Origin of the sequence: Streptomyces sp. A2-16, from assembly GCF_018128905.1 — a bacterium.
Lineage (GTDB): Bacteria > Actinomycetota > Actinomycetes > Streptomycetales > Streptomycetaceae > Streptomyces.
Window position 1 is genome coordinate 6,206,384 of record NZ_CP063808.1, and the last position, 21,890, is coordinate 6,228,273.

Sequence of the window (21,890 nt, forward strand, 5' to 3'; positions counted from 1 at the left end):
TTCCCGGCCGGAGCGCAGACGTCCGGTTGCGGTGTCATCTTCCGTCCCCCGAAGGGCAGTTGTGGCCCCTCGGACGGTCTCTTCGGTATGGCGATCAGTCAACGCGGGGCAGTCCCGAAGACCCCGCGCCCTGCCACCGCCACCCGCATACGGTCCCGACATCCGGCGGTCGGACCCGGTCACGGGCCCGCCGCGACCACAGGCACAGAGGGAGGCATCGTGGCGAGTGTGGAAGTGTCACTGAAGGAGATGATGGCCGGCACGGAAGGGGCGATGGCGGCCGCGGTGGTCGACTACACCAGCGGAATGGCGCTGGGCACCCTGGGCGGCGGCAAGGACCTGGACACGACGGTCGCGGCGGCCGGGAACACCGACGTCATCCGCGCCAAGGTCCGCACCATGGAACAGCTGGGGCTCAAGAGCAACATCGAGGACATCCTGATCACGCTCGAGCACCAGTACCACCTCATCCGCCTGGTCACCGGGCGCAACGGCAACGGATTGTTCCTCTACCTCGTCCTCGACAAGGCCCGTTCGAACCTCGCGATGGCCCGGCACCAACTCAAGCGCGTGGAAGAGCAGTTGGAGGTCTGAGCCGCTCCCGGACGGGGACGCCGTGCGCCCACGATGTGAAGACTTCTTCAAGTCGCCACATCCACATGAGTCCAATCAGTGGCCGCCCGGCGTCCCCGACCAGAAGGATCGACACCCACCACCCCGTACCGTCCGGCAGGGAGCGAGCGAGCGGCCATGCACGTCCCCCTCTACCAGGCCAAGGCGGACTTCTTCCGCATGCTCGGCCACCCAGTGCGCATCCGCGTCCTGGAGCTGCTCCAGCACGGGCCCGTGCCGGTCCGCGACCTGCTCGCCGACATCGACATCGAGCCCTCCAACCTGTCCCAGCAGCTGGCCGTCCTGCGGCGCTCCGGCATCGTCGTGTCCATCCGCGAGGGCTCGACGGTGAGTTACGCCCTCGCCGGCGGTGACGTCGCCGAACTGCTGCGCGCCGCCCGCCGCATCCTCACGGAGCTCCTGGCGGGCCAGAACCAGCTCCTGAGCCAGCTTCAGCAGGCCGAGACCGTCCAGACCGAGGTCCCCGCGGCGGGAAGCCTCCTCACGGATCGGGGCAGGCCTCGTCCGACCCCCTGACGCGCCATCCGCCACCGCCGGTCACCTCCGCGGTGACCGGGTCCGCGGAGGGGCGGGTGAGGCGGTACGCGGCGGCGGCCGTGCACACCATCTGGCGTGCCCCGATGTCGCTCAACGCGTCCATGCCCTCGGGCAGTCGGATCGTCATCGCGTCCCCCCTGACCGTCACCGCCGGGGCGCCGGACGAGGGGCTCCCGGGCACGTCGGGGGTGCCGCTGTCCGACGGCAGCGCCGCGGCGGTCGGCATGCCCGGCACCTCGGTGGAGAGGCGGCCCGTGCGCCCCTCCCCGGCCAGCGGGCCGGCCATCAGCAGCCGCAGTGCCGCCGCGGGGTCGCCGGGCTGCTCGGTGATGCGCGGCACCGTGACGAGTGCGCCGCCGTCGACGAAGTAGACCGGCGTCTGCGGGAGGGTCCCGCTCGCGGGGCCGCCCGCCTGCACCACCCCGGTCGCGGGGATGCCGCAGGAGGTGAGCGCGAGGAGCGCCAGCAGCGGGACGCTGCGCGTGGCCTTCATGACGGGTTCCCCTCGGGCGACTCGTCCCGCCGCAGCGGGAGTTCCACGGTGAAGACGGCGCCGCCCTCCGGATGGTTGGCCGCGCGGACGCCGCCGCCGTGGATACGGACGTTCTCGGCGGTGATGGCGAGGCCCAGGCCGCTGCCCTCCGAGCGGATCCGGGCGGTGTCCGACTTGTAGAACCGCTCGAAGACATGGGGCAGGACGTCGTGCGGGATGCCGGGGCCGCTGTCCCGCACCTCGATGACGGCCACCGCGTCGGCGGCGCTCAGGCGCACCCGCACCGGCGGGGTGCCGTGCTTGAGCGCGTTGCCGACCAGGTTGGCGACGACCACGTCGAGGCGGCGCGGGTCGACACGTCCGCGGACCGCGTGCGGTGGCGGCAGGTCGGTCGTCACCGTGTCCGTCCAGCCGCGGGAGGCGAGGGTGCGCCGGATCGACTCGGCGAGGTCGATCTCGTCCAGGTGCAGCACCGCGGCTCCCGCGTCGAAGCGGGATATCTCCATCAGGTCGTCGACGAGCCGGGCGAGTTTGAGGGTCTCCTCGCTGATGAGCCGGACCGCGGTGGCCGTGTCCGGGTCCAGCCGGGCGGCGTCCTCGTCGAGGACGTCGGTGACCGCGGACATGGCGGCGAGCGGGGTGCGCAGTTCGTGCGAGACGTCGGCGGCGAACCGACGGGCCCGGGACTCCATCTCTCTGAGCTCCGCGACCGACGTCTCCAGTGCGGCGGCCGTCTCGTTGAACGTGTGCGACAGGTCCGCGAGTTCGTCCGAGCCGTTGACCGCGAGCCGGGTGTCCAGGCGCCCCTCGGCGATACGGCGGGTGGCGAGCCGCAGCTTGCGCACCGGCACCAGCACCCCACGGGCGGCGAGGAGCGCGAGCACGACGGCGAGCGCGAGGGCGGCCACCATGGCCCGTTCGACGGCGGTGACCAGGGCGTCGACGTAGGCCTGTTCCGTGGTCTGCGGAACGACGAGGAACACCCGGACCCCGGTGGCCGTGGGCGTGGTGCCGCGGCCGCCGAAGAGAACGGACATGCCGACGACGAGAGAGGTGCGCCCGTCGCCGCGCACCCGCTGGAAGACGGTGGCCCGACTGGATCCGACGGCCTCCCGCAGGGCGGGCGTCACCTCGGTGAAGGGGTCGCCCGGGGCGGAGGAGCCGCTGAGCTGGCCGTAGGTCACCTGCACCCGCCAGCTGCCCTGCGACTCGGTGGCCGCGGTGTCCTGCGCGAACTTCCGCAGCGCCGACTCGTCGGGGGGCAGGGCGAGTTCGGCGGCGTGCTGGTTGAGCTGGGCCCGCAGTTGTCTGATGGTGGCGTCCTGACTCTGCTGGAGCACCCCGGTGCGCGCCTCCCGGAAGGTCAGGGCACCGGTCGTGATGGCCGCGACGGCGGCGACGAGTCCGAAGGCCACCACCAGGCGGGCGCGCAGGCCCCGCAGCCGGCGCTTCCTCACGGCGCGGTGAAGCGGTAGCCGAAACCGCGCACGGTGTGGATGTAGCGGGGTGCGCGGGGCGGCTCCGCCATCTTGGTGCGCAGTCGTTTGACGCAGGCGTCCACCAGGCGGGCGTCGCCGTGGTAGTCGTGCTCCCAGACCGCTTCCAGGAGTTGCTGACGGCTGAACACCTGGCCCGGGGAGCCGGAGAGGGTGAGCAGGAGCCGCAGCTCGGAGGGGGCGAGGGCGATCGGCTCGCCGTCGAGGGCGACGGTCAGGCCGGCCCGGTCGACCGCCAGGTCGCCGTAGGTGTCGATCTTCGGCAGGCCCTCGGCGCCGGGCGCGGCCCCGGCCGCCCGGCGCAGGACGGCGCGTATGCGCGCGTCGAGCACCCGGGCCAGCACGGGTTTGACGACGTAGTCGTCGGCGCCGGTCTCCAGGCCGACAACGATGTCCACTTCGTCCCCCCGGGCCGTGGCGATGATGATCGGCAGGGTCTGGTCGACCGCCCGGATCGCCCGGCACACCTCCAGGCCGGTCATGCCGGGCAGCATCAGATCGAGGACGACGATGTCCGGCCGGAAGGACCGCAGCAGGTCCATCCCCTCCTCGCCGGTCGCGGTGGCGGCGACGTCATGGCTCTGTCGGCGCAGGGCCAGGGCGACGCCCTCCCGCACGGCGGGGTCGTCCTCGATCAGCAGTACACGTGACATGCGCACAGTATCCACAGGACCATGACCCCTCGGAGGGTTATCGGTTCGTTATCTTCCGGGCCAGCTCCGATCACATGGCGATCACATCGTGAACGACCGTGACAGCGCACAAACCGAACCCAGCCGGCCGTCGCCGCCGCAAGCATGCCGAGCGGGGCGTGAAGAGCCAACTGACCGGCGGCCTGGCCGCGTTGGCGGCCCTCGCGGCCGTGGGCGGCGCGGTGGTGGCGTGGCTGCCGTCCGACGCGGGACGAACGTCCGCCGCTCCTCGGCCTGTTGAGACCCCGGAGCCGCAAAGAACCACCGCTGCACCGGAACCGGAGGAGTCCAGTGCGCCGCCCAGCCCCTCCACGACCCCCCTCCCGCAGAGCGGTCCGGGCACCTTCGTCACCGCTCCCGGCGGGAGCGGACGGGTCGGCAAGGGCACGCCGCTGCGCTACCGGGTCGAGGTGGAGAACGGCATCACGATCTCCCCGGCGGACGTCGCCGCGCAGGTGGAACGGACCCTGGCGGACCCGCGCGGCTGGACGGCCGACGGCCGCTCGGCGTTCCAGCGGGTCTCCAGTGGCCCGACCGACTTCGTGGTCCGCCTCGCCACCCCGGCGACGGTCGACAGCATCTGCGCGGAGGGCGGTCTCAACACCGGCGGCAAGGTCAACTGCAGTGTGAACCGCAAGGTGATGGTCAACCTCAGACGCTGGGTGCTGGCGACCGAGTTCTACCGCGAGGACGTCGTCGGGTACCGCTCGCTGATCATCAACCACGAGGTGGGCCACTTCCTCGGCCACGGCCATGTCACCTGCCCCGGCAAGGGGCGGCCGGCCCCCGCGATGATGCAGCAGATCAAGGGCCTGCTCGGCTGCGTCCCCAATGTCTGGCCGTACGACAGCGACGGCCGTCCCCTCACGGGCCCCTCCGTCCCGTGATGTCTTGATCCCCCAAATGCCAGGAGTTCAGATGGAGTTACACGTGCGCCGCAGACATGCGGCCATGGCCGCGGGAGTGGCTTCCGTGACGCTGGTCCTCGCCGGCCTTCCGGCCGGCGCGGGAGCCGTCGACAAGGTCTCCGCCAAGAGCGCTCGTACGGCCTCCGCGGTCAGGACGGTCACGCTGGTCACCGGCGACCGGGTCCTGATGGACGCCGGTGGCCAGGTCTCGGCGGTGGAGCGGGCGCAGGGCCGTACGGGCATGCCGTTCTCGATCCGGGTAGTCGCCGGGCACACCCGGGTCGTCCCCGGTGACGCCGAACTGCTGCTCGCCCAGGGCAAGCTGGACCCGCGGCTGTTCGACGTCACCCAGCTGGTGAAGGACGGCTACGACGACGCGGGCCGCTCCGAGCTCCCGCTGATCGTCACGTTCCGCGGCAGGAAGGCCCCCTCGACGAGCCCGTTCACCGAGGCCGGGGCGCGGATGGGCCGCGCGCTGCCCGTCGTCAACGGCAGGGCGATGCGCTCGGCGAAGAAGCGCGGCGCCGGGTTCTGGAAGGCCGTGACCCACAAGTCCGCAGCGGGTACGGCCCAGTTCACCACCGCGGCCGGCGTGGAGAAGCTGTGGCTCGACGGGAAGCGCCGGGCCTCCCTCGACAGGAGCGTTCCGCAGATCGGCGCACCGACCGCCTGGGCCGCGGGCTTCGACGGCACCGGCACCAAGGTCGCCGTCCTGGACACCGGAATCGACACCGGTCACCCCGACCTGGCGGCCAAGGTGGTCGCCGAGCAGGACTTCAGCGGCACCGGCACCACCACCGACAGGTTCGGCCACGGCACCCATGTGGCGTCCACCGTCGCGGGCAGCGGAGCGAGGTCCGGCGGGCGGTTCAAGGGCGTCGCACCGGGCGCCGAACTCCTCAACGCCAAGGTCCTCGACGACCAGGGCGGCGGCACCGACTCCGGAATCATCGCCGGCATGGAGTGGGCGGTCGCGCAGGGCGCGGACGTCGTCAACCTCAGCCTCGGCGGCCCCGACTTCCCCGACGTGGACCCGATGGAGGAGGCCGTCAACCGGCTCTCCGCCCAGTCCGGGACGCTCTTCGTCATCGCGGCCGGCAACGACGGCCCGGGCGAAGGGACCGTCGGCTCCCCCGGCAGCGCCGCGTCCGCGCTCACCGTCGGCGCGGTCGACAAGTCCGACGTGCTCGCCGACTTCTCCAGCCGCGGTCCGCGCGTCGGCGACGGCGGGGTCAAGCCCGACCTGACCGCACCGGGCGTGGCCATCACGGCCGCGTCCGCCGCGGACAGCGTCCTGTCGCAGTGGTACCCCTCCGACATCCCCGGGTACCTCACCATCGAGGGCACCTCGATGGCCACCCCGCATGTCGCGGGCGCCGCGGCGATCCTCGCCCAGCAGCACCCCGACTGGAGCGGCGAGCGCATCAAGGCGGTACTGACCGGCTCGGCGCAGCCGGGCGCGTACAGCTCCTACCAGCAGGGCACCGGACGCACTGACCTGGTCCGGGCGCTGGACCAGAGCGTGGTCACCGAGCAGGGGCCGGTCGACTTCGGCGTCCAGCAGTGGCCGCACGACGACGACCGGACGCAGACCAAGCAGCTCACCTACCGCAACCTCGGTACCGGGCCGGTCACCCTCGACCTGTCCGTGGACGCCTGGGGAGTGGGCGGAAAGCCCGCCGCCGAGGGCATGTTCACCGTCTCCCCGAAGCGGATCACCGTGCCGGCGGGCGGCCAGGCGCACGCCGAGGTCACGGCGGACACCCGGGCCGGAACCGTGGACGGCAGCTTCGGCGGCTCGGTGACGGCCACGTCGGCCGACGGCACGGTGCGGGTGCGGTCCGCCGTCGGTGCGGTCCGCGAGGTGGAGTCGTACGACCTGACGCTGCGGCACATCGACGAGCACGGCGCGAGGACCGGCGACGCCGTGACCTCGGTCGCGGGCCTGACCGGCTCCTTCTTTGCGGACTACGCCGACGAGCAGGACGGTGAGCTGACCGTTCGGCTGCCCAAGGCCGACTACCTGCTGACCGGGGTGATCCACCCGTCGTTGGCCGCTTCCGGGCACGCCGTGCTGATCCGGCCCAAGCTGCGGCTGGACAAGGACACAATCGTCACCGTGGACGCCCGGCAGGCCAAGCCCGTCGACATCACGGTGCCCGACCCGACGGCCGTGAACAACGACGCCGCGGTCGCCATCGGCTACGGGCGCGGCGAGGGTCTGAGCGACGCGTCCCTGCAGTTCCTGCTGCCCACCTTCGAGGGCTCGCGCTTCGGGCGACTGGGCCCGGACGAGCCCGTGGCGGGGCTCAACTCCCTGTACTCCGGCGGCTGGACCACCAAGGACAAGGAGGGCAGGCCGGTCAACTACCACCTGGGCTGGTACCAGGAGGGCAGTCTGGACGGCTTCACCGCGAACGTCCGGCGCAAGCAGCTCGCCGAGGTGGACCTCGAGGTCGGCTCGGCGGTCGAGGGCCGGCGCGTCCAGTCCGAGGTGACCGCGCACCTGCCCGACGGCCGGCTGGTCACCGGCTACACCGACATGCGCGGTCAACTGCCCTACCGGAGCACCGAGTACATCCTCGACAACGGCGTGAAGTGGTCGGTGCGCACCTGGCGACGCTGGGGTGAGGGCCAGGAGGCGGCCTTCGAGGGCTTCCTGATGCGCATGCCGAGGACCTGGAAGGCCGGCCGCACCTACCGGGAGCGGTTCGGCGTGGGCGTCTTCGGACCGGTCCTGAACGGCCCCGACGACCTCGGACCCGGCAGGGGCTACCCCGGTGTCGGCCGCGACGGGAACACCCTCAGGGCCTTCCTGCCGCTGTTCGGTGACGGCTCCGGGCACTGGGGTCTCAGCGACGCGACGACGGTGACGACGAAGCTGGAGGCCGACGGCAAGGAGATCGCCGACGACTACGGCATCCCGCCGACCGTCGAACCCACGGAGTACACACTGCCGGCCGCGGACACCGCGTACAGGCTGACCGTGGACAGCTCCCGTGACCCGGCCGTGTACCCGGTCAGCACCCGGGTCCGGGCGGAGTGGACCTTCCGCTCGGCGAGGACCCCGGAGGGCGAGTTCGCCGCAGTGCCGCTGTCGACGGTCCGCTTCGGCCCGGACCTGACCCTGGCGAGCACGGCGAAGGCGGGCAGGCGTTTCGACGTGCCCTTCACCGTCGAGGGCGCGGCGGCCGGACAGCGTCCGGCGAAGCTCGCCTTCCAGGTGTCGTACGACGACGGCGCCACCTGGCAGCCCGCCAAGTCCGTCGGCGGCACGCACCTGTCGCTGCGGCACCCGGCGACGGCGGGCTCGGTCTCGCTGCGCGCGCAGCTGACCGACCGGGCGGGCAACACCCTGACCCAGACGATCGACAGGGCCTATCTGACCACCCCGTGAACCCCTCTGTACGCACCTGTGCCCGGGCCGGCTTCGCCGCCGTCCCGGGCACAGGTGCGTACCGCCCATCACACGGCGCAAGGCGGACTACCCCCGCCGGGCACGGCCGGGGACACTGGGGCGTCGGGCACCGCCGTGGTCGCGTCCACCGTCCCTCGGGAGGCTTCAGTGATGAGAGCTCGCCGTATCGGCATCGGACGACCGCGGTTGATCGCCCCGTTGGTGAGCCTGCTCGTGATGACCGCCCTCGCGGTGTCCGACGCCGGTGCGGCGCCGACGGCACCCGCGGCGGCCGTCGCACCGTCCGCCGCGTCGGTGGCCGACACGGCCTCGGCCGTCGAGTCCCTGGACATCGCCGGGACGAGCTGGGCCGTCGACGAGCGCACCGGAAGGCTGCGGGTGCTCGCCGACGCCACGGTCACGGACGGCGATCTGGCCAGGATCCGGCGGGCCACCGGGCGTTGGGCGGGTGCGGCGACCGTCGAACGGCTGGGCGGCCGGCTGCGCACCCTCCTTTCGGGCGGTGACGGCATCCACACGGCCGGGTGGCGCTGCTCGGCGGGGGTCAACGTGCAGAGCGGCTCCACCTACTACTTCGTGACGGCCGGCCATTGCACCGACGGCGCGTCCACCTGGTACACGAGCTCCGCCATGACCACGGCGATCGGTCCCACCGTCGGCACGAGCTTCCCCGGCGACGACTTCGGTGTCGTCCGCTACTCCAACACGGCCGTCCCGCACCCGGGCACCATCGGGACCGTCGATGTCACCGGGACCGCGACGGCCCAGGTCGGCCAGAGCGTCTGCCGTCGGGGATCGACCACGGGCGTGCGCTGCGGGGTGGTCACCGGGCTCAACGCGACCGTCAACTACGGGAGCGGAGAAGTGGTCAGCGGACTGATCCGGACCAACATCTGCGCCGAGCCCGGCGACAGCGGCGGGCCGCTCTACGCGGGCGACAAGGTCATCGGCATCCTCTCCGGCGGCTCCGGGAACTGCACCACCGGTGGGACCACCTACTACCAGCCGATCCAGGAAGCCCTCAACGCCTACGGGCTGTCCGTCTACTGACGGTTCGACGGAACTGCTCGCGCCGGGGCCGCCCGGCCCTGCCTCACCGGCCGGGGCTGCCGAGGCCGTCCAGCGAGCAGTCGTCGGCCGTCCTCGCGGCGTCCGCCCCGGCGGGCCGGCCCACGGTTCCGGAGGCGGGCGGCCGTGAGCCGGTGCCGAGCCAGCGTTCCAGGGCCCTGAACGCCGTGCGGTAGCAGGGCGCGAGGGGGCGCAGCCGGTCCGGGAACAGGTCGACGAGGGCGTCGGTGTGGGTACCGCCCTCGACGCGGTAGTAGCGGTGCAGCCCGCCCCGTCCGGCGTCGCGCACCATGCGGGCGTAGACGTCGGAGTCCTGGCTGATCGGCAGCAGGACGTCCAGGGTGCCGTGCAGGGTGATCAGCGGTTTGCCGATCCGTCCGGTCAGGGAGATCCTCGCCACGGCCCGCCGGACCTCGTCGGGGCGCGCCGGGTAGTCGTAGTCGGCGTCACAGGCGGGGCTGCCCGTCGTGCAGTACGGCGTCCCTGCCTCCGTCGCCCCGTCGAAACCGGGGTCGAGTTCCTCACGGTAGATGCGTTGGGTCAGGTCCCAGTAGACCTGGTGGTGATACGGCCACAGGAACTCGGAGCCGGCCGGGAAGCCCGCGGCGTGCAGGGCCTCTTGCGCCTCCCGGGAGCCGTCGCCCCCGGCCGCGTACACGGGGTAGTGGCGCAGCGCCTCGGGCAGGAAGTCCAGCAGCGTGGGTCCGTCGGAGCGCCACAGGGTGCCCTCCCAGTCGACTCCCCCGTCGTAGAGCTCGGGATGGTTCTCCAGTTGCCAGCGCACCAGGTACCCGCCGTTGGACATGCCGGTCACCACCGTTCGCGCCGGGGGACGGTGGTAGCGCCGGGCGACGGTGGCCCGGGCGGCTCGGGTGAGCTGGGTGAGCCGGGCGTTCCACTCCGCGATGGCGTCACCCGGTGCCCTGCCGTCCCGGTGGAAGGCGAGGCCGGTGTTGCCCTTGTCGGTGGCGGCGTACGCATAGCCGCGGGAGAGCACCGAGTCGGCGATGGCCCGGTCGTTGGCGTACTGCTCCCGGTTGCCCGGGGTTCCGGCGACGACCAGGCCGCCGTTCCACCGGTCGGGCAGGCGGACGACGAACTGGGAGTCGTGTCCCCAGCCGTGGTTGGTGTTGGTGGTGGAGGTGTCGGGGAAGTAGCCGTCGATCTGGATGCCGGGGACTTCACCGGGGACGGACAGGTTCTTCGAGGTCAGTCCGGCCCAGTCGGCCGGGTCGGTGTGTCCCGAACCGACCGTGCCCGCCGTGGTCAGATCGGCCAGGCACGCCACCAGTTGGTGCTCGGCGCCCGGTACGCGCAGCTGCGCCCGGTGCGCGCAGTGACCGCCGGGACGCTCCGCCACGGCGGTGGCGGGCAGCGGAACGAGCGCGAGAGCGGCGGCCACGGCGAGGACGGTGGGAGCGCGGTGCTGCCGGGAGCGGGAGGGAGAGCCGAAGGAGAGACGCATCAGTGTGCCTCCGGGGACGCGTACAAGGATGCGCGGGACACTAGGGCGCCTCGTCTGCCTCCGACTATGGGCTTCCGTCACACAGCGCTTCCCCCGGTCCTGGCTGTTCAGCCCATGCCCGGGGCAGCGGATGCGCCTCGATGATGCACGCCCCACCAGTCACCGGGCCCCTCCCGTCGATGGGCCCCACCCGGGCATCAGGAGGCAGTCGTCATGGGACAGTCGCACCCTCCGCTCAGCTCCCCGAAAGGTCACCGCCTCATCCGGGGCATCCGCCGCTGGGCCACCGCAGCCGCCGCGGCGCTGGCCCTCAGCGGCGGTCTCGTCGCCGCGGGCCCGCCGGCGTCCGCCGCGGGCCTGACCCAGATCTCCGGCTTCGGCACCAATCCCGGAAACCTCTCCATGTACGCCTACGCGCCGGACTCCCTGCCGTCCGGGGCCCCGCTCGTGGTCGCCCTGCACGGCTGCACACAGAGCGCGAGCGACTACTACGCCCACTCGGGCTGGCCGAAGTTCGCCGACCGCTACGGCTTCGCACTGGTCCTTCCCCAGACGAGCAGCGCCAACAACGCCAACTCGTGCTTCAACTGGTTCGAGCCCGGCGACAGTTCGCGCGGCCGCGGCGAGGCGCTGTCGATCAGGCAGATGGTCGACAAGGCCGTCTCGCTGTACGGCAGCGACGCCCGCCGGGTCTACATCACCGGCCTGTCCGCCGGCGGCGGCATGACCGCCAACCTGCTGGCCGCGTACCCGGACGTCTTCGCGGGCGGGGCCATCGACTCCGGGCTGCCCGCGTTCTGCGCGGACACCGTGGCCGCCGCGTACACCTGCATGTACAGCCCACCGGACAGGACTCCCGACCAGTGGGGCGACCTGGTGCGCTCGGCCGCGCCCGCCGGCACCGGCTCCTGGCCGCGCGTCGCGATCTGGCAGGGCACCGCCGACACCACGGTCCGGCCCGCCAACGCCACCGAGCTCCGCGACCAGTGGACCGACGTGTGGGGCATCGGCCAGACCCCCTCGCGCACGGAGAGCCTGAGCGGGGGCACCACGCTGACGGTCTACGACGACGCCGTGGGCCGGCCCGCGGTCGAGGTCTACTCCGTCTCCGGCATGGCGCACGGCCTCGCCGTCGACCCGGGCAGCGGCGCCGAGCAGTGCGGCACGACCGGCACGTACTACCTCGACACGATCTGCTCCAGCTACCGCACCGCCCGCTTCTGGGGCCTCGACGGTGGCGGGACGGGCACCGGCCTGCCCGCGCCCACGGGACTCACCGTCACCGGGACGACCGGGACCACGGCGGCCCTGAGCTGGAACGCGGTGCCGGCCGCGGCCTCGTACACCGTCCGCCGGGACGGCACGACGGTGGGCACCACCGCGTCGACGGCCTACACCGACACCGGTCTGGCCGCCGGGACGGCGTACCGCTACACGGTCGCGGCCGTCGACACGGCGGGGGCAACGGGCCCGGTCTCCTCGCCGGTGACCGCGACCACCACCGGGTTCACGCCCACCTGCCACACCGCGAGCAACTACGACCACACGCTCGCCGGACGCGCCCACCAGAGCGGCGGCCACACCTTCGCCAACGGCTCCGAGGAACCCATGGGCCTGTGGAACACCTACACCGTGCACACCCTCGAACAGACCGCGCCCGGCCACTATGTCGTCGCGGACTCCGGCTGCCCGGCCTGATCCCTGACTCCTCGCCCCGGGGCGACCGAACCGGGCCTCAGGAACCGGCGAGGAAGGTGAGGCGGACCTTTCGCCGCGGGTTGTCCTTGTTGGTGTCCACCAGGCACACCGACTGCCAAGTCCCCAGCTCCAGGCGCCCGTTGATCACCGGCAGCGTGGCGTGCGGAGGCACGATCGCGGGGAGGACGTGGTCGCGGCCGTGGCCGGGGCTGCCGTGGCGGTGCTGCCAGCGGTCGTCGGCGGGGAGGAGGGTGTGCAGGGCGGCCAGGAGGTCGTCGTCACTGCCGGCACCCGTCTCGATGATCGCGACACCGGCTGTCGCATGCGGAACGAAGATGTTGAGGAGGCCGTCGCGGCCCGCGGCGGCCTCCCCCAAGAAGGCCTCGCAGTCGACGGTGAGGTCGACGATCCGCTCGGCCGAACCGGAGGAGACGTTCAGGACTCGGGTGGTGAAGGCGTCTGACATGCCCCCATCCTCACCCCTCCTGCCGGATTCACTCGTCACCCAGGGCTCATCCTGCGATACGGCGGGTCCAGTCCGCGAGACACCATTGACCGTGGTCACGCCGACTGGCTAGCTTCTGCGGCATGTTGCGTTCAGCCCTGCTCACCACGCGCGGTCACATCGACCTGCTGCGGGTGGCCTCCGCCGCGTGTCGCCGCGGCTGCTGACGCCTCTTTCCCCCTCCTTCCCCACCCTCGCTCGTTGACCGGCACGCACGCCGGTCCGTGCCGTCCCGTGCGGCGGCGTCGAGGCGTGCCCCTCACCGGTCGCTCTCCCCCTCCGTGGAGCATCATGAGCATCAGCCATGCCCGGCCCGGCCCTCCTGAACCCGATATTTCGGATACGCCCCGCCAGGATGCCGCCGAACCCACCGCCCCCGGCCCGGCCCTCGTCGACGACCTCGACCTCGAACCCATCGTCCCCGCCTCCTCCCGCCGCACCCGCATCCCCCGTTGGCTGCGCCGCACCACCGGCCCGGTCCTGTTGCTGCTGCTGTGGCAACTCCTCAGCGGCACAGGCGTGCTGACCGCCGACGTCCTCGCCTCCCCCGGCCGTATCGCCCAGGTCGCGGGTGATCTGATCGCCGACGGTTCGCTCACCTCGGCGATGACGACCTCGCTCCAGCGGGTCGCCGGCGGACTGCTCCTCGGCATTCTCATCGGCACCGCACTCGCCCTCGTCTCGGGCCTGTTCCGGATCGGCGAGGACCTCGTGGACGCACCGGTGCAGATGCTGCGGACCGTGCCGTTCGTGGGCCTGATCCCGCTGTTCATCATCTGGTTCGGCATCGGCGAGGCCCCGAAGCTCGCCATCATCACGCTCGGCGTGACCTTTCCGCTCTACCTCAACATCTACGCGGGCATCCGCGGCGTGGACGCGCAGCTGATCGAGGCCGGGGAGTCCCTCGGTCTCTCGCGGTGGGGGCTCGTACGCCATGTCGTCCTGCCGGGCGCGCTGCCCGGCGCCATGACCGGGCTGCGCTACTCCCTCGGCATCGCCTGGCTCGCGCTCGTCTTCGCCGAGCAGGTCAACGCGGACTCCGGCATCGGCTTCCTGATGGTGCAGGCGCGGGACTTCCTGCGCACCGACGTCATCGTGGTCTGCCTGATCGTGTACGCCTTCCTCGGCCTGCTGGCCGACTTCATCGTCCGCTCCCTCGAAAGGCTGCTGCTGCAATGGCGACCGACGTTCACCGGCCGGTGACCCACCAGGTGACCCGGGCATCCGCGCTCGACGCGTCCGAGGCCGGCGCACCCGTCCCCGCGCGGGCCGTGCGCGTCCAGGGTCTGACCCGCTCCTTCGACGGCCGTGCCGTCATCGACGACCTCCGACTCGACATCAGGCCCGGCGAGTTCGTGGCCCTGCTGGGCCGCAGCGGCTGCGGCAAGTCCACCCTGCTGCGCATCCTCGCCGGACTCGACCGGGACATCGAGGGCACCGTCCTCGTCCCGCGCCGCAAGGCGGTCGCCTTCCAGGCACCCCGGCTGATGCCGTGGAAGAAGGTGTGGCGCAACGTCCTGCTCGGCCTGCCCGGCAAACCCGCGCGTGCCGTCGCCGACGAGGCTCTGGAGGAGGTCGGGCTGAGCCACCGCAGCGATGCCTGGCCCAAGACCCTCTCCGGTGGTGAGGCCCAACGCGCCTCTCTGGCACGGGCGTTGGTCCGCGAGCCCGATCTTCTGCTGCTGGACGAGCCGTTCGGCGCCCTCGACGCGCTCACCCGGATCAAGGCCCAGCGTCTGGTGGGCGAGTTGTGGCAGCGCCGCGGCTGCGCGGTGCTGCTGGTGACGCACGACGTCGAGGAGGCCGTGCTGCTCGCCGACCGGGTCCTCGTGATGGACGAGGGCGTCATCGCGCACGAGCAGGAGATCGATCTCGCCCGGCCGCGCGACATCACCGATCCCCGGTTCGCGGAGATCCGCGGACAGCTCCTCGAACGCCTCGGTGTCGACACCGCCGCCGAAGCCGCCTGAACTCCCCCCGCCCCCAGCCAGGTTCCACAGAACGGATCCCCCATGCGACGCCGCTTCGCCCCCGCCGCACTGCTCCTGCCCCTCGCCCTCCTGCTCACCGCCTGCGGTGGGAACGCGTCCGCCGGGACGGGTGGCGACACCGATGGAAAGGGCTCGCTCACGCTCGACGTCGGTGACCAGAAGGGGGGTTCGGAGGCGATCCTGCGCGCCGCCGGGGAACTCGACAACCTCGACTACAAGATCAAGTGGTCGACCTTCACCTCCGGGCCGCCCCTTCTGGAGGCCGTCAACGCCAAGGCCGTCGACATCGGCGGTGTCGGCAACACCCCGCCGGTGTTCGCGGCCGGCGCCGACTCGAAGATCACGGTGGTGGCCGCCTGGCACGGTACGTCCAAGGGCGACGCCATCCTCGTACCGAACGGCTCGAAGCTGACCGGTCCCGCACAGCTCAAGGGCGCGTCCATCGCGGTGGCGCAGGGTTCCTCCGCCCACTACCAGCTGGTCGCCTCCCTCCGGGAGGCCGGGCTCGGCCTCGACGACGTGAAGGTCAAGTACCTCCAGCCGGCCGACGCGCTGGCCGCGTTCACCTCCGGCAAGGTCGACGCGTGGGCCGTGTGGGACCCGTACACCTCGCAGATCCTCAAGGCCGAGCAGGGCCGCGTGCTGACGACCGGGGACGGGATCACCAACGGTCTGACCTTCCAGGTGGCCGCACCGGGCGCGCTGAAGGACAAGGAGAAGGTCGCCGCGATCCGCGACTACCTGGAGCGGCTGCGGCGCGCCTACAAGTGGGTCTACTCCCACGAGCCGCAGTGGGCGAAGGTCTGGGCGAAGGAGACGGGGCTGCCCGAGGACGTGGCGCTGGCGGCGGTGAAGCGGACGTACACCACCCGGGTCGCGGTCGCCGTGGACCAGCCGCTCATCGCCTCGGAGCAGGAGATCGCCGACACGTTCACCTCGCTGAAGCTGATCCCGGGGAAGGTGGACTTCGGGAAGTTCGTGGACACGCGGTTCAACGGCGATCTGCCCGCGTCGACGTCCGCGGCCCGTCCCTCCGAGGGCTGACACGGGAAGATCCACGGCCTCGCCACGGTTGGTAGAAAGGTGAACAACACGCGCGAGGTCGAGACAGTCGTCATAGGCGCCGGTCAGGCGGGTCTGTCCAGCGCCTATCACCTGCGGCGCACCGGTTTCGAGCCGGAGCGCGACTTCGTGGTGCTGGACCACTCCCCCGCCCCCGGCGGCGCCTGGCAGTTCCGGTGGCCGTCGCTGACGTACGGCAAGGTCCACGGCATGCACGCGCTGCCGGGGATGGAGCTGACGGACGCCGATCCGGACCGGCCGTCGTCGCAGGTGATCGCCGAGTACTTCACGGCGTACGAAAGGACCTTCGACCTTCGGGTACGGCGGCCCGTCGACGTCCGTGCGGTGCGCGAGGGCGAAGGCGGCCGGCTGCTCGTCGAGACCTCGGACGGCATCTGGTCGGCGCGGGCGCTGATCAACGCGACCGGTACCTGGGACCGACCGTTCTGGCCGCGCTACCCCGGCCAGGAGACCTTCAGGGGAAGGCAGTTGCACACCGCGCAGTACCCGGGACCCGAAGCCTTCGCCGGGCTGCGGGTCGTCGTCGTGGGCGGGGGCGCGTCCGGCACCCAGCACCTCATGGAACTCGCCCCTCACGCGGCCGCCACGACCTGGGTGACCAGGCGCGAACCGGTGTTCCGCGAGGGCCCCTTCACCGAGGACGTCGGCCGGGAGGCCGTGGCACTCGTCGAGGAGCGGGTGCGTCAGGGGCTGCCGCCGAAGAGCGTGGTGTCGGTGACCGGGCTGCCGCTCAACGACGCGGTCCGGCAGGCGATCGCGGACGGCGTCCTGGACCGTCGGCCCATGTTCGACCGGATCACGCCCGAGGGCGTGGAGTGGGACGACGGGCGCCACGTCGACGCCGACGTGATTCTGTGGGCGACCGGGTTCCGGGCCGCCATCGACCATCTGGCCCCGCTGAAGCTGCGCGAGCCGGGTGGCGGGATCCGGGTGGAGGGCACGCGAGCGGTCGTGGACCCGCGGATCCATCTCGTCGGCTACGGCCCGTCGGCGAGCACCATCGGCGCCAACCGGGCGGGCCGTGCGGCCGTACGGGACATCAGGCGGCTGCTGGCGGCGGAACCCGTCGCCGCCTGAAGCCGCGGCCTCTCAACCCGTGGTGGCCGGGTTGCCCTGGTTCTTGTTGAACTCGGCCACGTTGCGGCGGTGTTCGTCGAAGCTGTTGGTGAAGCGGGTGTCCCCCGGCTTGACCGTCACGAAGTACAGCCAGTCCCCCGGGGGCGGGCTGATCGCCGCGTGCATCGCGTCCTCGCCCGGGTTGTCGATCGGGGTCGGCGGCAGCCCCATGCGCTGGTACGAGTTGTAGGGGCTGTCGATGCGCAGGTCGGCGCTGGTCGTCCGCAGGGTGGAGCGGTTCAGCGCGTAGTTGATGGTGGAGTCCATCTGCAAGGGCATCCCGCGCTCCAGGCGGTTGAAGATGACCCGGGCCACCTTGCCCATGTCCGCCTTGGTCGCCGCCTCGGCCTGGATGATGCTCGCGATGGTGACGGCCTGGTAGACGTTCATCGCGTTGCGCTGGGCGCCCGCCGCGATGGGGGCGCCGTTGAACTTCTTGTTCGCGGTGTCGACCATGAACGAGAGCAGCGCCTCGGGCGTCGTCTTCTTGCCGTCCCGCTCCAGTGGATAGGTCGCCGGGAAGAGATAGCCCTCCGGGTTGCCCTCCGCGTCGCCGGGCAGTTTGAGGTTCGCCTTGGCCAGGGCCTTCTTGGCCGTGCCGGGCGGCTGGGCGAGGGCCTTGTCGACGGCGTCGTAGATCTGCCCGGCCCGCCAGCCCTCCGGGATCACCAGGGTGGTGGGCTTCTTCTCGCCCTCGCTGTCCAGACTCAGCAGCGGCACCGCCACGGCGGTGCCGGCCACGACGGCCCCGGTCGCGATGAGGACGAGTCGGCCCCGGCGCGTCAGTCGAATCGTGCTCCGTGGCGGAGTGTTCATGTGCATGCGGGCACGGTAACCCGCATATCGTCACAATCCGGGCATATCATCGGCTTGTCGGTTTCGGTTCAGCTGGTCGGTTTCGGTCAGCTGGTCGGTTCCAGCTGTGCGTCCCCGTGCGTGAGGTCCAGTCGGGCGTCCCGGCGGACGAGCTCCGCGTACCGCCCCTCCTGCCGCAGCAGTTCCTCGTGCGTACCCCGCTCGACCACATGCCCGGAGTCCAGGACCACGATCTGGTCGGCGCCGCGGACGGTGGACAGGCGGTGCGCGATGGTGAGCGTGGTGCGGTTGGCCGAGAGCGCGTCGATGGCCTCCTGCACGGCGTGTTCGGTGCGGGTGTCCAGCGCGCTGGTCGCCTCGTCCAGGATGAGGACGGGCGGGTCTCGCAAAATGGTCCGCGCGATGGCCAGCCGCTGCTTCTCACCGCCGGAGAACCGGTGGCCGCGCTCGCCCACGACCGTGTCGTACCCGTCCGGCAGCGAGGCGATGTGGTCGTGGATCTGCGCCGCCCGCGCCGCCTGCTCGAGCTCCTCGTCGGTCGCGTCCGGCTTCGCGAAGCGCAGGTTGTCGGCGACCGAGGCGTGGAAGAGGTACGTCTCCTGCGAGACGACCCCGATGGCACGCGCGAGGGTGTCGAAGTCGAGGTCGCGGACGTCGACCCCGTCGAGGGTGACACGGCCGCCGGTCACGTCGTAGAGCCGCGGGACCAGGTAGCCGAGCGTGGACTTGCCGGCACCGGTCGGGCCGACGACCGCGAGACTGCTGCCCGCGGGGACGTCGATGTCGATGCCGTCGAGGATGGGGCCGCCCTTGCCGTCGTACCGGAACTCGACGTCCTCGAGCCGGACCTCGCCCTTGACGCGGTCGAGATGGACCGGGTTCTCGCGCTCGGTGATGTCGATGGGCAGGTCGAGGTACTCGAAGATGCGCTGGAAGAGCGCGAGGGAGGTCTGGATCTGGACGCCGGTCGACAGCAGGCTCACGGCCGGGCGGAACAGGCCCTGCTGGAGCGAGACGAAGGCGACGATGGTGCCGATCGAGATGTCCGGACCGCCGGTCTGCAGGGCGATGCCCGCGGTCCAGTAGATGAAGGCCGGCATCGCGGACATGACGATCCCGATGACGGCCATGCGCCAGCGGCCGGCCATGTTGGAGCGCACTTCGAGGTCGACCAGGCTCTCGGACTCGTCGGCGAAGGACCTGGTCAGCGAGTCGGAGCGGCCCATGGTGCGGCCGAGCAGGATGCCGCTGACGGAGAGCGACTCGGTGACGGTCGCGGCCATCGCGGCCATCTGCTTCTGGCGCTGGGTGGTGATCTTCTTGCGTTCGTTGCCGACCCGGCGGCTGATCCACACGAACACCGGGAGCAGCAGCAGCGAGACGACGGTCAGGCGCCAGTCGAGGGCGATCATCGCGACGATCGTGGCGATGACGCTCGTCAGGTTGGAGACCAGGGAGGTGGCCGTCGAGGTGACGGTGGCCTGCATGCCGCCGATGTCGTTGGCGATGCGGGACTGCACCTCGCCGGTGCGGGTGCGGGTGAAGAAGGCGAGCGACATGCGCTGGAGGCGGCCGTAGACCGCGGTGCGCAGGTCGTGCATGACGCGCTGGCCGACCGTGGTGGAGATCAGGGTCTGCAGGACGCCGAAGATTCCGGTGAGGACGGCGCTGAGGATCATGCCCAGCGCGAGCAGGCTGAGCAGTCCGGTGCGGCCCTCGGGGATGGCCACGTCCAGCGTTTCCTTCAGCAGGAACGGGGTGGCGACGGTGACGAGGGAGGAGGCGCCGACCAGCAGGCCGACGACGGCGAGCCTGGCGCGGTAGGGCTTGAAGAGCCGGAGGATGCGGCGCACCTGACGGGGTTGGTCGGTCGAGGTGCCGGGGGCGGGGGTCCATTCGATGTGATCGCGGGGCATGGTCTCCTACGGAAGGTGAGGTGATGAGGATCAGCGGAGCCTAGCTCATTGTTACCTATGCTCACAATGAACTGCATCCTGATATTGTTCCCGCATGACCACGCCCGATTCGGACAGCCTGCTCGCCGAGCAGCTGCTCAGGCTCACGCGCCGGGTGCACCGCATCCAGAAGCGCCAGTTGCACGAGCGCGGTCTCGGCGTGACCCCCGCCCAGTCCCGGCTGCTGCGCACCCTCGCGCACTGGGAGGCGCCGCCTCGGATGGCCGATCTCGCGGAGCGTCTCGAGGTGGTGCCGCGCGCGGTGACGAGCCTGGTCGACGGCCTGGAGGCCGGCGGCAAGGTCCGGCGTGTGCCCGATCCCGCCAACCGGCGGGTGATCCGCATCGAGCTCACCGAGGACGGCGTGAAGACGCTCCAGGAACTGCGGGACGTGCGCAGGGCCGCCGCGGAGGAGATCCTCGCCCCCCTGTCGGGCGAACAGCGTGAGGTGCTCGGCCTGCTGCTGGACACCTTGGCGGACGGACCGTGCTGAACGGGGTGTGGCCACCACTTCGTCGAAGTGGTGGCCACACCCCGTTCGGGGACCGGCGTCAGCCGACCTCGGACACCGGCTCCTTGGAGGACTTCGCCGCCGGTGCGGGTTCGTCCTCCTCGGCGGGCACGGTCTCGGTCTCGGCGGGCGCAGTCCCGGTCTCGGTCTCTGGGGACACGGTCCCGGTCTCGGTCTCTACGGACACGGCCTCGGTCTCGGTCTCGGCGGGCGCGGTCTCGCCGCCCAGGACCCTCTTCGCCCGGTCGAGGTCCAGCGCCCCCTCCCAGCGGGAGACCGCGAAGACGGCGACACAGTTGCCGAGCAGGTTCGTCACGACACGCATCGAGTCCATGATGCGGTCCACGCCGAGGAGCAGGGCGACGGCGCCGGCGGGGATGGCGCCCAGCGAGGACGCCGTGGCGGACAGGGCGAGGAAGGCCGAGCCGGGGATGCCCGCCATGCCCTTGCTGGTCAGCATGAGCACCAGGACCACGGTGATCTGCTGGCCGAGGCTCAGGTCGACGCCCACCGCCTGGGCGATGAACAGCGTGCCGATGGAGAGGTAGAGCGAGGCACCGTCGAGGTTGAAGGAGTAGCCGGTCGGCAGCACCAGGCCGACCGCGTCGTCGCGGGCACCGGCCTTGCGCAGCTTCTGCATCACGCGCGGCATGACGGACTCGGTGGACGCGGTGCCGAGCGCGAGGAGCATCTCCTCGCGGATGTAGCGCAGGAACTTCCAGAGGCTGAGCCCGGTGAGCGCCTTGAGCGCGACGGCAAGCAGCACGATGAACAGCGCGGCAGCCGCGTAGCACAGGACGATCAGCTTGGCGTAGGTCTCGATGACACCGAGGCCGTACTGACCGATCAGGACGGCCATCGCACCGAAGACCGCGATCGGCGCGAGTCGCATCACGAAGCCGACGATCGCGAAGATGATCTCCTGGGCCTGCTCGATGGCGGGCAGCACCTGCGGGACCTTGGTGTGGCCGAGGTGCAGCAGCGCGGCACCCACCAGACAGGCCAGGATGAGCACCTGGAGCAGGGAGTTCTCGGCGAAGGCGCCGATGAAACTGGTGGGCAGCGCGTTGACGATGAACTCGGTCGTCGAGGGCAGGTGCCCGCCGCCCGTCTTGGCATCGACGGCGGCACTGTTGAGCGTGGCCGGGTCGACGTGCATCCCCGAGCCCGGCTGGACGACGTTGGCGGCGAGCAGGCCGATGATCAGCGCGAGCGTGCTCGCCACCTCGAACCAGATCAGCGCCTTGAGACCGATCCGGCCGAACGCCTTGAGGTCACCGGCCTTGGCGATGCCGACGACGACCACGCAGAACACGAGCGGCGAGATGATCGTCTTGATGAGCCGGGTGAAGCCGTCGCCGAGCGGCTGGAGGTCCGAGGCGAAGCCGGGCCACAGCTTCCCGACGAGGATGCCGAGGACCAGCGCCACGGCGACCTGGGCGAAGAGAGAGGTACGCAGTATGCGTGCGACGCGTCGCGGCAGGGACGGGACGGACGGCGGCACG

At 71.5% G+C, this 21,890-nt stretch carries 19 protein-coding genes; 11 read left to right on the forward strand and 8 right to left on the reverse strand.

Annotated elements, in window-relative coordinates:
- Nucleotides 1-219 precede the first annotated feature (219 nt).
- Together IOD14_RS27820 and IOD14_RS27825 are read left to right on the forward strand one after the other, a co-directional pair.
- On the forward strand, nt 220-594 hold the full coding sequence (locus IOD14_RS27820) for a hypothetical protein (protein WP_174269059.1): 375 nt from the start codon (nt 220-222) through the stop codon (nt 592-594).
- 156 nt (nt 595-750) lie between these two features.
- Nucleotides 751-1,149: a metalloregulator ArsR/SmtB family transcription factor gene (locus IOD14_RS27825; RefSeq protein WP_123987552.1), complete on the forward strand. Its 399-nt coding sequence runs from the start codon at nt 751-753 to the stop codon at nt 1,147-1,149.
- Here IOD14_RS27825 and IOD14_RS27830 read toward each other — a convergent pair.
- The 3 genes from IOD14_RS27830 to IOD14_RS27840 are packed head-to-tail and all read right to left on the reverse strand — an operon-like array spanning nt 1,115 to nt 3,812.
- On the reverse strand, nt 1,115-1,663 hold the full coding sequence (locus IOD14_RS27830; RefSeq protein ID WP_123987553.1) for a GerMN domain-containing protein: 549 nt from the start codon (nt 1,661-1,663) through the stop codon (nt 1,115-1,117). The two genes, IOD14_RS27825 and IOD14_RS27830, sit on opposite strands and share 35 nt — an antisense overlap.
- Nucleotides 1,660-3,120, reverse strand: coding sequence for a HAMP domain-containing sensor histidine kinase (locus tag IOD14_RS27835; protein ID WP_249126088.1), 1,461 nt, complete (start codon nt 3,118-3,120; stop codon nt 1,660-1,662). The genes IOD14_RS27830 and IOD14_RS27835 overlap by 4 nt, the downstream gene beginning before the upstream one ends.
- The gene (locus tag IOD14_RS27840) at nt 3,117-3,812 is read right to left on the reverse strand and encodes a response regulator transcription factor (RefSeq protein WP_123987554.1); all 696 of its coding nucleotides are present in this window, start codon (nt 3,810-3,812) and stop codon (nt 3,117-3,119) included. The genes IOD14_RS27835 and IOD14_RS27840 overlap by 4 nt, the downstream gene beginning before the upstream one ends.
- A 98-nt stretch (nt 3,813-3,910) precedes the next feature.
- Between IOD14_RS27840 and IOD14_RS27845 the strand changes: the two genes are divergently transcribed.
- The 3 genes from IOD14_RS27845 to IOD14_RS27855 all read left to right on the forward strand — a co-directional run bounded on the left by IOD14_RS27845 (nt 3,911) and on the right by IOD14_RS27855 (nt 9,227).
- Entirely contained in the window at nt 3,911-4,738 is an 828-nt protein-coding gene (locus IOD14_RS27845; protein ID WP_212671854.1) for a DUF3152 domain-containing protein, read from the forward strand.
- A gap of 64 nt (nt 4,739-4,802) precedes the next feature.
- Nucleotides 4,803-8,156 (forward strand): S8 family peptidase, encoded by a 3,354-nt coding sequence (locus tag IOD14_RS27850; protein WP_212673415.1) that lies wholly within the window; start codon nt 4,803-4,805, stop codon nt 8,154-8,156.
- A gap of 171 nt (nt 8,157-8,327) precedes the next feature.
- Complete coding sequence (locus IOD14_RS27855; RefSeq protein WP_123987555.1) at nt 8,328-9,227, forward strand: S1 family peptidase; 900 nt, start codon at nt 8,328-8,330, stop codon at nt 9,225-9,227.
- A 43-nt stretch (nt 9,228-9,270) separates the two neighbouring features.
- Here the strand turns inward: IOD14_RS27855 and IOD14_RS27860 are convergent, their stop codons facing one another.
- The gene (locus tag IOD14_RS27860) at nt 9,271-10,710 is read right to left on the reverse strand and encodes a tannase/feruloyl esterase family alpha/beta hydrolase (RefSeq protein ID WP_212671855.1); all 1,440 of its coding nucleotides are present in this window, start codon (nt 10,708-10,710) and stop codon (nt 9,271-9,273) included.
- A gap of 213 nt (nt 10,711-10,923) precedes the next feature.
- Here IOD14_RS27860 and IOD14_RS27865 point away from each other — a divergent pair, with 213 nt between their 5' ends.
- Nucleotides 10,924-12,408, forward strand: coding sequence for a PHB depolymerase family esterase (locus IOD14_RS27865; RefSeq protein ID WP_212671856.1), 1,485 nt, complete (start codon nt 10,924-10,926; stop codon nt 12,406-12,408).
- 37 nt (nt 12,409-12,445) lie between these two features.
- Here the strand turns inward: IOD14_RS27865 and IOD14_RS27870 are convergent, their stop codons facing one another.
- Complete coding sequence (locus IOD14_RS27870; protein ID WP_212671857.1) at nt 12,446-12,874, reverse strand: secondary thiamine-phosphate synthase enzyme YjbQ; 429 nt, start codon at nt 12,872-12,874, stop codon at nt 12,446-12,448.
- A gap of 330 nt (nt 12,875-13,204) precedes the next feature.
- Between IOD14_RS27870 and IOD14_RS27875 the strand changes: the two genes are divergently transcribed.
- Genes IOD14_RS27875 through IOD14_RS27890 form a run of 4 tightly spaced genes read left to right on the forward strand, consistent with a single transcriptional unit; the run spans nt 13,205 to nt 17,064 of the window.
- On the forward strand, nt 13,205-14,116 hold the full coding sequence (locus tag IOD14_RS27875; RefSeq protein ID WP_123987559.1) for an ABC transporter permease: 912 nt from the start codon (nt 13,205-13,207) through the stop codon (nt 14,114-14,116).
- Nucleotides 14,089-14,883 (forward strand): ABC transporter ATP-binding protein, encoded by a 795-nt coding sequence (locus IOD14_RS27880; protein ID WP_212671858.1) that lies wholly within the window; start codon nt 14,089-14,091, stop codon nt 14,881-14,883. Before IOD14_RS27875 ends, IOD14_RS27880 begins: the two co-directional genes overlap by 28 nt.
- Before the next feature lie 42 nt (nt 14,884-14,925).
- A complete protein-coding gene (locus IOD14_RS27885; protein ID WP_212671859.1) occupies nt 14,926-15,948 on the forward strand; it encodes an ABC transporter substrate-binding protein in 1,023 nt (340 codons plus the stop codon).
- Nucleotides 15,949-15,987: 39 nt separating this feature from the next.
- Nucleotides 15,988-17,064: an NAD(P)-binding domain-containing protein gene (locus tag IOD14_RS27890; protein WP_123987562.1), complete on the forward strand. Its 1,077-nt coding sequence runs from the start codon at nt 15,988-15,990 to the stop codon at nt 17,062-17,064.
- A 12-nt stretch (nt 17,065-17,076) separates the two neighbouring features.
- Here the strand turns inward: IOD14_RS27890 and mltG are convergent, their stop codons facing one another.
- Together mltG and IOD14_RS27900 are read right to left on the reverse strand one after the other, a co-directional pair.
- On the reverse strand, nt 17,077-17,925 hold the full coding sequence (gene mltG / locus IOD14_RS27895; RefSeq protein ID WP_212671860.1) for an endolytic transglycosylase MltG: 849 nt from the start codon (nt 17,923-17,925) through the stop codon (nt 17,077-17,079).
- Between the two features lie 80 nt (nt 17,926-18,005).
- Entirely contained in the window at nt 18,006-19,835 is a 1,830-nt protein-coding gene (locus tag IOD14_RS27900) for an ABC transporter ATP-binding protein (RefSeq protein ID WP_123987564.1), read from the reverse strand.
- A gap of 94 nt (nt 19,836-19,929) precedes the next feature.
- Here IOD14_RS27900 and IOD14_RS27905 point away from each other — a divergent pair, with 94 nt between their 5' ends.
- The gene (locus IOD14_RS27905) at nt 19,930-20,367 is read left to right on the forward strand and encodes a MarR family transcriptional regulator (RefSeq protein WP_123987565.1); all 438 of its coding nucleotides are present in this window, start codon (nt 19,930-19,932) and stop codon (nt 20,365-20,367) included.
- A gap of 58 nt (nt 20,368-20,425) precedes the next feature.
- On the opposite strand, the gene IOD14_RS27910 is transcribed toward IOD14_RS27905, so the two are convergent.
- A complete protein-coding gene (locus IOD14_RS27910) occupies nt 20,426-21,889 on the reverse strand; it encodes a cation:dicarboxylase symporter family transporter (RefSeq protein ID WP_212671861.1) in 1,464 nt (487 codons plus the stop codon).
- Nucleotide 21,890: the final 1 nt, after the last annotated feature.